This is a genomic window from Paenibacillus tyrphae (assembly GCF_027925525.1).
Lineage (GTDB): Bacteria > Bacillota > Bacilli > Paenibacillales > NBRC-103111 > Paenibacillus_G > Paenibacillus_G tyrfis_B.
Genome location: NZ_BSDJ01000020.1, coordinates 82,462 through 94,216 on the forward strand (window position 1 = coordinate 82,462; position 11,755 = coordinate 94,216).

The window sequence follows — 11,755 nt, forward strand, 5'->3', positions numbered from 1 at the left end:
CCTCCTTAGATTTTAATGGCGCCGGAGGTCAAGCCTTGAACAAACTGCTTCATGCCGAAGATGAACAGCAGCAGCAGTGGAATGCTCGCAATTGCATACCCGGCCATCAATTGGCCGTAATCCCCGGGATAGCTGGAGGTAAGGAACGCCAGCCCGACGGTCAAGGGCCGTTTGGCCGGCGTCGTCAACGTCACGAGCGGCCAAATGTAATTGTTCCATTCGGCAATGAACACGTTGATCATGAGCAGAGCGATCATCGGCCGGAGTAGGGGGACGGCGATCAGCATGAAGGTTTGCCCCTCGCCGGCCCCGTCAATTTTGGCGCAGTCGAACAACTCCTGCGGCTGCTGCTGGACGAAGGTGCGTACGACGAACACCCAGAACGGCAGCGCGCCGGAGGCGCCGAACAAGATCACCGCCCAACAGGTGTCCAGCAGCCCCAGCTTCCAAGCAAGTACGAAGGAAGGAACCAGGTTCAGAACGCCCGGGAGGAACAGCTTGGCGAAGATGACCCAGAACATCGGCTCCTTCCCACGGAACGTCAGCCTTCCGAACGCATACCCGGCCATGGCCGCCGTGACAACGGCCAGCAGCGCCGTGCCTCCCGAGATGATAAGACTGTTCCACACCATCGGGCTGACGCGTTTCCAAGCAACGGCGTAATTTTCAAAATGAAATGGCGGCTTGATCTCGAAAAAGCCGTAGATGATTTGGCCGACATCCTTGATCGACATTTGCAGCATGATAAAAAACGGATAGAAGACGAACAAACACGTGACAATGAGAAACAGATGCTTGCCGGCCTCTGCGGCGCTGAATTTCGATTTGAATGTCATAAGTGGCCTCACTCACTTTTAATGAACTTCATCGTCGCTATCGAAATGAGCAGCGCGATGATAAACAGCAGCAGCCCGACCGCCGACGCATAACCGAACTCCGTATTGCCCCCGAACGCCCTTTGGTACATGTACAGCCCCGGAACGAGCGTGGAATAGCCGGGGCCTCCTCCGGTTAAGACAAGCTGCGTGCCGTAGCCGGTGATCGTACCGGAAATAGCGCCGATCAGGTTCAATTTGAACTGGCCCTTGAGCAGCGGCAGCTCGATCTTCAACGCTTGGGCGACCGGACCGACGCCGTCCATCTTGGCCGCATCCCAGATCGAGCCATCCACGCTCTGCAAGCCTCCGAGATAGATGAGGGCGGCTATGGTGCCGATCCAGGGGAAGCCCATGAAGATTAAACACCATAACGCGAGGTTCGGGTCCCCGAGCCACAGCTGTTTATATTGCTCCAGTCCGAGAATGGCGAGCAATTGGTTGAAGAAACCGAACTGCGGATTGTACATAAACTGCCACAGCAGCAGCGTCACCAGCCCGGGAACGACCATCGGCAAGCAAAACAGAATCCGGTAGACGTACTGCGAAGCGACGCTGCGGAGGCGGAACAGCACGATGCAGGCCGCCAGCGTCGGGATCATCAGCACGATATGGAACACTAACAGGATCGCCATATTGCGAACCGAAATCCAAAAGACGGAATCCGCGACGATTTCCACAAAGTTATCGAAGCCGACGAACTTCTCCAGCGTCGCCCCGTCCCAGCGGTAGAACGCATGGTACATCCCGTCCAGAATCGGATAGTAATCGAACAACAGAGTCATGAGGAAAGCGGGCAATACGAAGAGATACGCGATGCGCCACGATTTGCCGAGAGCCGAGCTGCGCACTTTGCTCTGCCGAAGGCTAGCCCCGGTGACGCGAAGAGGATCGTTCATGTCTCTCCCTCATTTCCAAAGCCTTATTTTAATGCGGGCTCCGCATATTGCTTATAAAGCTCCAACTGAAGCTTCATCGTCTCCAGCGACTTTTTCTTCGTATCGATCAAAATTTGCGCCGCCTTGGCTGATTCCAGCTCGGCAATCTGCTTCTCGACGGCAGCCATCGCATTCGGCAACCCGATCTTCTCGTCCAACTGGTCCTTCGCCTTTTTCGTCGTCGACTTTCTCGTACTTTCCTCCAGCAGCGTCAAGTACTGTTCCTTATCGATCTTGCCGGTGTAAAATTGCTGCGAAGCCGCCACGCGGACCGTAGGCTCGGCTTCCAGGTAGAACGTATTGCCGTTCGGATTTTTCAGCTTGTTTTTCTCCGTCTCCATAAACGGCTTCATCACCTCGGGAACGTGCACTCCATCTACGGGCGAATTCGTAATCGCCGTATCGACGAATTTGTTTTGCACTTCCTTGCTGGTCGCAAAATGGAAGAAATCGATCACAACCTTCAGCTTGTCGGGATCTTTCTCCAAATCCTTGTTCAGACCCCAGCCGTACGTAGCCAGCGTGCTGTTTCCTTTCGGGAACGCTTCTTCGGCAAGCGGGGACGTCTCCTTCGTAATGACCGGGAACGGCATCACATCCCAGGCGAAATCCTTGATGTTCTCCTTGTAGTAGCCATAGTTCCAGTTGCCGTCCAGCAGGAAGGCCGCCTTCTGGTACATGAACAGCTGCTGGGCCGCCTGCTCCCCGGCTCCCGCCCAGCCGTCCTGCCAATACTGGGAAAATTCCTTCACGAGATCGATTTGCGTGTTCAAGATCGGATCTTTGCGGTCAATCTTGCCCGTGAGCGCCGCGATGGACCGTTTGGTCGCATACAGCTCCTTGATATTGTCGTACTTGGGGTCGAAGTACTGGCTCGCATAATTTTCGCCGAACTGGTTGCCGGTCCACTGATTGATCCAGTTCACCCAGCGCTCCTTATCGGCGGCGATCGGCGTAATCCCCGCTTCCTTCAGCTTTTGGCATGCCTCGATAAACTGCTTCCACGTCCGCGGCACCTCGGCGACTCCGGCTTTTTTCAGCAAATCCTTGTTGTAAAAAAACGGGCGGTTGTCCGCGAGCCCCGGTCCGCCGTCCACCGGCACGAACGAAATAACACCGAAGCGGTTGCTGATTTTCGCCTGCAAAAACGAAGCCTCGCCGCCGACGAACGTATCGATCCATTTTTTTCCTCCCGAGTAAGGGGTCGGCTGGTTCAGGTACCCTTCCATATGGATAATGTATCCTTGGTTCGTATACTTGTTAATCATATCGCCCGACAGCTGTATGGCGTCGGGGGCGTTATGGGATACAAACTGCGTGTCGAGCAGCTTGTCGTATCCGTTATTGGCCAAGGGCTGGTAAATATGCTCGATCTTCACGTTCGGGTGTAGCTTCATGTAATCATTGATCACATTATCGTAAGCGGCCTGATAAGGCGGATTTTGCCCTTGCCAATCCATCAGCTTGAGCTCGAATTTTTTGTTGCCCGGTACGGCGCCCGTGTCCCCAGCGTTCGGCTTTTCGCCCGGAGTCGGCGCGGGCTGCGCGTCGCTGCAGCCGGCTGCGGCAACCGCCAAAGTAACAATAACCGCCGCCTGCCGTAAAAATTTTGTCTGAGAAGAATGCTTTTTCATTCGATTGAATACCCCCTAAACATACTGATGAAAAAATGTAATCGCTTTCTCTGCCCGAAACAGTTTACTTACCTTAGATTTAGCATATCTTAATACCATCCCTCTCCAAAAGAGGAAGATTATTCTGTTTAGTGTATAATACTACGATCGGCACGGGGAATATTTCTTCCTAAAATGGATAAATCTAAGATTTTCGAGTTTCACCACTTTCCATAAGAGGGATCAAATAGTATACTCTCCTTGGAAAAGGATCTTATTGGACGGAGGTAGTCGCTATGCTGAAAGTATTGATTGTGGACGATAAGCCTGTCGTATGCAGCGGCCTGAGACGAATGATTCCGTGGACACAGCTCGGCGCCGAACTTATAGGGGAATGCAGCAACGGACAAGAAGCGCTCGAATCGGCTCTTGAACATCGGCCCGGCCTTATCATTACGGATATCCGTATGCCCGTGATGAACGGACTGGAACTTTGCAAGCGTTTACACGAACAATTGCCCGATACGGCCATCATTATTTTAAGCGCGTTCCACGACTTCTCTTATGCGCAGACGGCCATTCGTTACGGGGTCACCGATTACGTGCTTAAGCCGATCGATAAACCCAAAATCGAGCAGTTGATCCATAAAATCGCCCAAGTGGCGCAAAGCTGCCAAATCCGCGAGCTGTATTACCGTCTGCTGTACGATGCAAATTTGAAGGAACAGTGGGCCGCCGGTATCAAACGAGGGGATATGTCCATGATCCAAGAGCAATTTGAGAGCATGTTCACCGAGTATCCGATGGTTACTTACGACGTCATTAAGGATATTTGCTCGAAGCTGCTCGCCATCTGGCTCGAAGCCTCGCGCGAAGCCGGACTGCCTTGGGGGCATGCGGGCCTGTCGCAGGAGCAGGCATGGCGGCAGCTTGTTACCGCCAACTCGAAGGAAGATATGCGCGAGTGCGTAAGACAGTGGTTTCATGGGGTGACGGAGTGGGTGCACGAGCGCAAAAACAAACGCAGCGAGGTCGTCGTCGAATGCCTTAAAAACATCATCCGGCAAAAATATCAGGACCCGGCCTTAACCATCTATTCCATTGCGAGCGAGCTGAAGCTGTCTCCAAACTATATCAGCGTCATTTTCCGGCAGTGGACGGGAGAAAATATCAGCACATACCTCACCCGGCTGCGGATGGAGCATTCGCGCCATCTGCTGAAGGACCCTGCCGCTTCGATCCAGGAGGTAGCCAAACACGTTGGGTATGTGGACCCCCATTATTTCACCAAAGTGTTCAAGAAAAACGAGGGATTGACGCCTTCGCAGTACCGGAATCTCGCGCTTCATCCGGGAAGTGCTTCCGTATGATGGTCATCCGCCCCAGCTTCCATCGAAAGATGGCACTTATTTTTCTTCTCTGCATCATGATTCTGATCGGGCTGTCGAGCACGATCACCTACTGGAAGTTTAACGAGATCATGCGCCGGCAGGTGCTAAGCGACTTGAACCAGATCATGGCGCAAAATAAAGTCAACCTCGACAATCTCATCAACGGGCTCGACAAAGCGACGCTGCTTCTGTATACCGACCATACGGTCATGAATATTCTCAATAGCCCGCCGGCCGATTACATGCAAACCTACGACGACATCGGCCAGCTCAACAACGAGCTGGCCAAATATATGTTCATTCCGTTAAACAGCTCGCTTAGCGCCTACACCATCACGTTTTTCGTTTCGCCGGATATGCCTTTTGCCGAGGCGTTGTATTCGGGGAAAGATTTTTTTTACGGCTTCTACAACGGCAACGACACGATGAGGACCTCCTGGTACCGGCAAGCGGTCGAAGCGGACGGAAGGCTGATCTGGTTCACGGACCCCGCCAAGCCGGAACAAGTGTATATCGCGCGGCTGATCAAGAACCCGGAGGCGCTGTCGCTCCGAAATATCCGCTTGGGCAAGGAAGTGATTGAGAACGTAGGCGTCGTCGTCATCGGATTCCGAACGTCGGAGCTTGGCAAGCCGCTCGAAGCCTCCAAGCTGTCGCCTTCGACCGAGCTGATGATTGTCGATTCGCAAGGGACCCCGATCTATTCGCTGAATCCGCATCATCCGGCTTTTCCGGCTACCACAGAGCAAGTTCAATCATCCGCCACGATCACCCACGAAGGTACCGATTATGTGATCAACCGCTCCCCGCTCGCCTTCGGCTGGCAGCTGCTTGCTTTCATTCCGGTGGACGATATTTCGGTCGGCTCCACGATCGTCCGCTATATCGTCGGGTTGTCCGCTCTTTCCGCTCTCTGTGCCGGGATCTTCCTTTCCTACCTGGTTTCCAGCCAAATTACCGCGCCGATCCGCAATCTTGCCCGCACGATGAAGACGATTATGCTGACGGACCGGTTGAACGTTTATATGGAACCGCCAAAAGGAAACGACGAGGTCGACATTCTTTATCAGAGCTTCAACAACATGATGACGCGAATCCGCCAACTGCTGGAGGATGTATACGAAAGCGGCGTCCGGCTCAAGGAAGCCGAGCTGCGCGCGCTGCAGGCGCAGATCAATCCGCATTTCCTGTACAATACGCTCGATTCGGTCAACTGGCTTGCTTTGGAATCCGGGGTCGATGAGATTGCGGAGATTAACTCCTCGTTATCCAGCATGTACCGCTACATCATGAAGGATGCCAATGACATGGTGACGCTGGAAGACGAATTGCAGCAGATTCGGCATTATGTGAACATCCAGTCAATTTGTTACCCGGGCCGGTTCGAGGTGCATTACGATCTTCCTCCCGAACTGCTGAATACCATGTGTCCGAAGCTGATTTTCCAGCCGCTCGTCGAAAATGCGATCGTTCACGGCATCGAGAAATCATGCGATAAAGGCCGCATCGACATCCGCGGGTATATCGAAGATCAAACCGCGGTCCTGACGATCGCCGATAACGGAGCAGGCTGCAGCATCGAGGATTTGAACGCGTTTCTGGAAGGAAAGCACAACGCGCTGCAAGTGTCTCAAGGCTACGGCATCCGGAACGTGAACCGGCGCATTCAGCTCAAATTCGGGGACGCCTACGGCCTGCATTACGAGCCCGGCGAGACTCGCGGTGTCACCGCGATCATCCGGATTCCGGCATGAACAGACGGCCCCCCGCGATGAGCTTATCCCGGTATCCAGAACGACGTCTGCGGCGTAACCGGCCGCGGCTCCCCCGCCACCTCCAGCACAACGGTCGCCGCGATCGGACCGACGGGCGGCAAGCGGTGCAGGAACAAGCGCTCGCCCTGCTGCTCATAGGGGATCGGCGTCTTCGTTTCCAAATGGTACGCGGCTGTTACCTTGTTGCCGATCTCGGCCAGACAGAACGGCTCCCCGGGGTTGTGGAACAAATGGACATATACATTGTTCCCCTTCGTGGTCAGCCTGGCGGAATTGTTCCACGAGAACGGAGAACGCGACGAAGCGGACAGAAATTCGCCGTTCTTCTCCAGCCACTCCCCGGCCTCGGTCAAAATCCGAACGGACGGCTCCGGGATCGTCCCATCCGCTTTCGGTCCGACGTTCAGCAGCAAGTTCCCCGCCTTGGCCGCCGTTTCCGTCAGCATGGAGATGACCTCCGCGGCGGTTTTGTACCGCTGGTCGCCGGCGTGATACCCCCAATTGTCGTTTAATGTCATACAGGCTTCCCAAGCGGTCCCGGCCGGGGCTGGCTTAATCGCTTGCTCGCTGCAGTGAAAGTCGCCTTGGCCGCCGTTCCGGTGGTTGATCAGAATATGCGGCTGAAGCTGCTTCACCCGTTCGTTGACCGACTCTCCCTCCAGCGGACCGGGCGTACATCCGTCATACCAGAGCAGATCGATCTTCCCGTAGCCTGTCATCAGCTCCTCCAGCTGTGCCCGGTAAAACCGGACAAACCGCTGGCGGCTCTCTTCGTCCGTCCAATCGGACGGCCAGTCCCGGAAATACGCGCCTGGGTAATCAGGGTGGCTCCAATCCGCGACGGAATAGTAGAACCCGACCTTGAGCCCTTCCTTGCGTGCCGCATCGGCGAACGGCCGGACCAAGTCCCGCTTCGGCCCCATGGCCGCCGCGTTAAACCCGGTTGTCTGCGTATCCCACAGCGCGAATCCGTCGTGATGCCGGGTCGTCAGGACCATATATTTCATTCCGGCCTTGCTCGCCAGCCTGGCCCATGCCTCGGGATCGTAGCGCTCCGCACGGAATTGCTCCACATAGTCGCGAATGTATTCGTCGTACGGGATTCGTTCCCGATTCAGCACCCATTCGCCGCGGGCCGCGACCGAATACGCTCCCCAATGGATGAACATCCCGTACCGCGCTTCGTTAAACCACCGCAGCCTTTCGCTCATGGCAATCCCCCTCAGGCTCTGATCTGTCCGTTGACGAGAAAATACACGATATGAAGCGCGCGGCCGACGCTATCTTCATGCTTGCGGACGGAAAGCTCCAGCTCCGCCACATGGTCTCCGGGGTGCAGATCGTCCGCAAACAGGACCGCCTTGGGACGGTAAAATCTCGGACAGTGCACATCGAACAGCGGCACGTGCTTCGACGTCTTGCCGTCGATCTTCACTTCGACCTCCCCGGTGTCCATTCCGGCCAGCAGCGCCATCCCGATAGCGGTTCCGGTAAAGCGGATTCGGAGCACCGCTCCCGGCTCATCGGCCCGCAAAATGTCGACCGGCGGCTTCCAATTGCATGTTCTGGCCGGAGACCAGCGGGCAACATAATGAAAGCCTTTGACCTTCTCCGCCGCGAGCGGAGATACAAGACTGGCTTGATCGTAGCTGAAACCGTCCATGCGGGCCGGGAGGATGGCAGCGGTATTCACCGAACGCGCATCGGCAGGAAGCGCCGTCTCCAGAAACGATTCGAGGAGCTCCGCATAGAGCGCGTGCCCGTGATCGTTCGGATGGACGTCATCTCTGCTAAGCATTTCCCAAGAAAGAGAGCCGGAGGCAATCCTGCGATAAATCTCGCTTGCGATATCGACGGAAGGGAGCCGGTAATGCTCGGCCACTTCCTCATGATTGGCTATGTTTATTTGCGGCTTGCCCGTCCTGGAGAAGTGCTCGCAGCCGGACCGGTTCGCCGTATAAATAAAACAAATATCCATGTGCGGATTCAAGGTCCGGGCTTGCCGTACGATTCCTTCCATCGCCCGCAGCGAGGACAGCCGCCTTCCGCCGTCGTTCACCGCGAACTCAACAAACAAGAGATCCGGCGCGTAAATGCGGAATACGTGATCCTGCAGCCGATAAGCGCCGTAGACCGAGTCCGTTCCTCCGATCGCGGCATGAATGAAGCGAAAAGCCGCTTGCTTGTAAACATCCCTCAAATATTGGCTGATCCGCACCCGGTAGCTCGTTTGTTCGGGATCGGACGCCCCGCTTCCCGCCGTCACCGATCCGCCCAGAAAGGCAACGGTTACAGTGCCGCCGCTTTTCAGCTTACGGGCCGTTCTCCCAATTCCATCGCGAAGCAAATAATGGGTGTTCCGTTCTATACTTGACGACAACCTAACCCCCCCTATGTGATGTCCTCCGGTAATGTTGTGCCTGTCGATTTTCACCCGCCATTCCACTGTACCGAAAGGAGCGCACCCGCAGCAAGGTAACAAAACTTCGATTTGGTGGAGGATTCTATGGTTGAGGGGTAAAGTCCAAATCAATATAACCAAATTTTCCATTCCTTACCGCTATCGCTTCATTGCATAATAAGTTGTGTAGACGATAGGTCTAACATAAAAAAGAGGTGACGGAATGTCCATTGAACTGCGGCCCTTGCGGCTGCCGGAGGATTACGAAGCGTTAGCATCACTTTTGAATACTTACAGGTCGGAGCCTTGCACGGCCCAAAGGCTGGAGGAGGACGATGCCAAGCTGTATACGGTCGGCCACACGTATCTTGATGAGAACGGTCTGCTTGCCGGCTATGACCGTACCCGGCGCGTTGCCGTGACGGAGCAGGATGTCATTGTCGGATACGTCTGGTCTTGGCGGGCGCCATGGACGGAGCCGGGGCATCTCAATAACACGCTTATCGTGGCCGGAGAATACCGCCGGCAAGGAGCCGGGCAGCTGCTGCTCGAGCATGTCATCGATTGGGGGACCGCGCTCGGGGCGACGACCCTCGTCACGGAGGTCTGGGACGATCACCCGGATGCGCTGCAATTTGCCGAGCGTCGGGGCTTTGCGGTCGAACGGCACGCTTTTCAATCGGTGCTGGATCTGGATCGGGTAGACCCCGACCGCCTGCGCGAGGCCGAAACGCTCAAGCTGCTGGAGAGCGGAGGTCTGCGGTTCCTGACGCTGGCGGACGAGCCCGGCGAGGAGAGCGAGCGGAAGCTGTACGAGCTGTACAAGGAGACGCTGACAGACATTCCGGGGTACACGGGAGAGGTTCCCGACATTCAGGAATGGCGGAAATGGTATCTTATGGCCGAGGGCTACGCACCGGAGCGAGTGATCATTGCAGCGGACGGCGACAACTATGCCGGAGTAACCAACGTGCTTCACAATCGGCAAACCAACGGAATGTATCATGAGTATACGGGAGTGAAGCGGGCTTACCGCAGGCGCAAAATTGCGCTGGGCTTAAAGATCAAAGCCATGCTCTTGGCCAAGGAACGAAATGCCGCCTATATCCGCACGGACAACGATTCCATGAACGCGCCCATCCTCCGGATCAATCGCAGTTTGGGCTACGAGCCGCTGCGGGGGACTTACCGGTTAACCGCCAAGCTGCAGGATGTGGCACGACTCGCGGCCCGGAATTAGATTGGACAAAAAAATCGGCCCTGCGGCATAAGGCATTAGCAAGGCCGATTTTCGATATAGATCGATATTCAAAAAGGATTTCTCCCCTGGCTTACGGAAACTTCATAATTCCCATCACGTGATCGAGAGGAATATAGCCGATGTTCCGGCTGTCGCTGCTGTTGTTCCGATTATCACCCATCACAAAAACGTGCTTGTCGGGAACCGTCCACTTCCGGTTCGAGCTAAAAATCATTGCCTCTTTCATATAAGGCTCCTGCAGCGCTTCCCCGTTCCGGTAAACTTGATTTTCCTTGAACTCCAGAACGTCGCCCGGTTTGCCGATGACTCTCTTGACATAAAAAACGTGCTCGTCCATGTTTCCTCTGAAGTATTGCACCATGGGATTCTCCAGGATGCTATCCGTCAACGTCCGTTCCCGGTTAACCCGACTGTCGATCACGACGATATCGCCGTACTCCGGCAAGTAAGAAAAGGTATGGGATAATTTCGAAACGTAGATCCGCTGGTCGTTCTGCAAAGTAGGTTCCATGGAATGCCCTTCGACCTTGAACGGCTGGAAAACAAAAATGCCGATGACCAAGGACAATACAAAAGCCATGGAGAATGCGCCAATCCAGCTTCCGAATTCTTTTAGTGCTTTCATCAGGCGGCCGTTACCTCCTATAGTATCATTATTTTCCATTATGCTGGAAATGTTTAGAAAATGCAACTTTTGGCGCAGCGAGTAATCGCTTTCTCCTTGACGTTAAGAAAGAAAGACAAGACCCTTGCGTCCTGTCTTTCTCCATCCGGGCGGTCCCGGTTTGCGTGCCGATTTACTGAATCCTCGCATACGGCGAATCCAGGTGCCCGATTTCGTCGCTGATCGCTTTCATTTTCGCATCCAGCTCGACGGTTAGGTGCGCGGCGGACAGCAGCTCCTGCTTCAGGCGGTCCGGAATGTCCTTGTTGTATTTGTAAAAAATTTTATGCTCCAGGCTGGCCCAAAAATCCATCCCCAGCGTACGCAGCTGGATTTCGGCTTTGACCAACTGTGTGCCCTTGGAGAGCAGCACCGGAACTTCGACGATCAGATGCAGGCTCTGATACCCGTTCGGCTTCGGATTGCGGATGTAGTCCTTACATTCGATGATTTTCATATCGTGCCGGTTGTTCAAAATTTCGTACAGATCGTAAATGTCACTCAGAAACGAGCAAATAATTCGCACGCCGATAATATCGTTCAAGTGGTCCCGCGCCGTGACAAGGCTGATCGGCAGCCCCTTGCGCTGCAGCTTGTTAATGATGCTCTCGGGCGATTTGATCCGGGTCTTGATATGCTCGATCGGGTTGTAGTTATAGACATGCATGGCCTCTTCGTTAATATGCCGGATCGTCGTGCTCAGCTGCTCCATAGCAAACTTGTAAGGCAGGAACATCTCTTTCCATTCGCCGGCCGCTTTCAATTTATCGATCATAGTCTGGTCCCTCGTCAATTAAGTATTGGATTAGACCACCCAATGGAGTCCTCTTTTATCAT

Annotated in this window: 10 protein-coding genes; 3 read left to right on the top strand and 7 right to left on the bottom strand. The window is 54.6% G+C overall.

Annotated elements, in window-relative coordinates; all coding sequences use genetic code 11:
* Window positions 1-5: 5 nt before the first annotated feature.
* The 3 genes from QMG93_RS22550 to QMG93_RS22560 are packed head-to-tail and all read right to left on the bottom strand — an operon-like array spanning window position 6 to window position 3,447.
* Window positions 6-836 carry a carbohydrate ABC transporter permease gene (locus QMG93_RS22550; protein ID WP_281940457.1) on the bottom strand — a complete coding sequence of 277 codons (831 nt, stop codon included), beginning with the start codon at window positions 834-836 and terminating at the stop codon, window positions 6-8.
* An 8-nt stretch (window positions 837-844) separates the two neighbouring features.
* Window positions 845-1,774 carry a carbohydrate ABC transporter permease gene (locus QMG93_RS22555; RefSeq protein ID WP_281940460.1) on the bottom strand — a complete coding sequence of 310 codons (930 nt, stop codon included), beginning with the start codon at window positions 1,772-1,774 and terminating at the stop codon, window positions 845-847.
* A gap of 23 nt (window positions 1,775-1,797) precedes the next feature.
* Entirely contained in the window at window positions 1,798-3,447 is a 1,650-nt protein-coding gene (locus QMG93_RS22560; protein ID WP_281940462.1) for an ABC transporter substrate-binding protein, read from the bottom strand.
* Between the two features lie 275 nt (window positions 3,448-3,722).
* On the opposite strand from QMG93_RS22560, the gene QMG93_RS22565 reads away from it, so the two are divergent.
* Together QMG93_RS22565 and QMG93_RS22570 are read left to right on the top strand one after the other, a co-directional pair.
* On the top strand, window positions 3,723-4,796 hold the full coding sequence (locus QMG93_RS22565) for a response regulator transcription factor (protein ID WP_281940465.1): 1,074 nt from the start codon (window positions 3,723-3,725) through the stop codon (window positions 4,794-4,796).
* Window positions 4,793-6,571 carry a sensor histidine kinase gene (locus tag QMG93_RS22570; RefSeq protein ID WP_281940467.1) on the top strand — a complete coding sequence of 593 codons (1,779 nt, stop codon included), beginning with the start codon at window positions 4,793-4,795 and terminating at the stop codon, window positions 6,569-6,571. Before QMG93_RS22565 ends, QMG93_RS22570 begins: the two co-directional genes overlap by 4 nt.
* Window positions 6,572-6,594: 23 nt before the next feature.
* On the opposite strand, the gene QMG93_RS22575 is transcribed toward QMG93_RS22570, so the two are convergent.
* Window positions 6,595-7,803 carry an alpha-L-fucosidase gene (locus QMG93_RS22575; RefSeq protein WP_281940469.1) on the bottom strand — a complete coding sequence of 403 codons (1,209 nt, stop codon included), beginning with the start codon at window positions 7,801-7,803 and terminating at the stop codon, window positions 6,595-6,597.
* An 11-nt stretch (window positions 7,804-7,814) separates the two neighbouring features.
* Window positions 7,815-8,972, bottom strand: coding sequence for an SGNH/GDSL hydrolase family protein (locus QMG93_RS22580; RefSeq protein WP_281940471.1), 1,158 nt, complete (start codon window positions 8,970-8,972; stop codon window positions 7,815-7,817).
* A 244-nt stretch (window positions 8,973-9,216) separates the two neighbouring features.
* Here QMG93_RS22580 and QMG93_RS22585 point away from each other — a divergent pair, with 244 nt between their 5' ends.
* Window positions 9,217-10,233, top strand: a complete 1,017-nt coding sequence (locus QMG93_RS22585) for a GNAT family N-acetyltransferase (RefSeq protein ID WP_281940473.1) — start codon at window positions 9,217-9,219, stop codon at window positions 10,231-10,233.
* 91 nt (window positions 10,234-10,324) lie between these two features.
* Here the strand turns inward: QMG93_RS22585 and lepB are convergent, their stop codons facing one another.
* Together lepB and QMG93_RS22595 are read right to left on the bottom strand one after the other, a co-directional pair.
* Entirely contained in the window at window positions 10,325-10,879 is a 555-nt protein-coding gene (gene lepB, locus QMG93_RS22590; RefSeq protein WP_281940476.1) for a signal peptidase I, read from the bottom strand.
* A 172-nt stretch (window positions 10,880-11,051) separates the two neighbouring features.
* Window positions 11,052-11,693 (bottom strand): GTP pyrophosphokinase family protein, encoded by a 642-nt coding sequence (locus QMG93_RS22595; RefSeq protein ID WP_281940478.1) that lies wholly within the window; start codon window positions 11,691-11,693, stop codon window positions 11,052-11,054.
* Window positions 11,694-11,755: the final 62 nt, after the last annotated feature.

Coding starts and splice junctions, on each gene's coding strand:
- QMG93_RS22550 (WP_281940457.1), bottom strand. CDS start 836: ATGACATTCAAATCGAAATTCAGCGCCGCAGAGGCCGGCAAGCATCTG.
- QMG93_RS22565 (WP_281940465.1), top strand. CDS start 3,723: ATGCTGAAAGTATTGATTGTGGACGATAAGCCTGTCGTATGCAGCGGC.
- QMG93_RS22570 (WP_281940467.1), top strand. CDS start 4,793: ATGATGGTCATCCGCCCCAGCTTCCATCGAAAGATGGCACTTATTTTT.
- QMG93_RS22595 (WP_281940478.1), bottom strand. CDS start 11,693: ATGATCGATAAATTGAAAGCGGCCGGCGAATGGAAAGAGATGTTCCTG.
- QMG93_RS22585 (WP_281940473.1), top strand. CDS start 9,217: ATGTCCATTGAACTGCGGCCCTTGCGGCTGCCGGAGGATTACGAAGCG.
- lepB (WP_281940476.1), bottom strand. CDS start 10,879: ATGAAAGCACTAAAAGAATTCGGAAGCTGGATTGGCGCATTCTCCATG.
- QMG93_RS22560 (WP_281940462.1), bottom strand. CDS start 3,447: ATGAAAAAGCATTCTTCTCAGACAAAATTTTTACGGCAGGCGGCGGTT.
- QMG93_RS22575 (WP_281940469.1), bottom strand. CDS start 7,803: ATGAGCGAAAGGCTGCGGTGGTTTAACGAAGCGCGGTACGGGATGTTC.
- QMG93_RS22555 (WP_281940460.1), bottom strand. CDS start 1,774: ATGAACGATCCTCTTCGCGTCACCGGGGCTAGCCTTCGGCAGAGCAAA.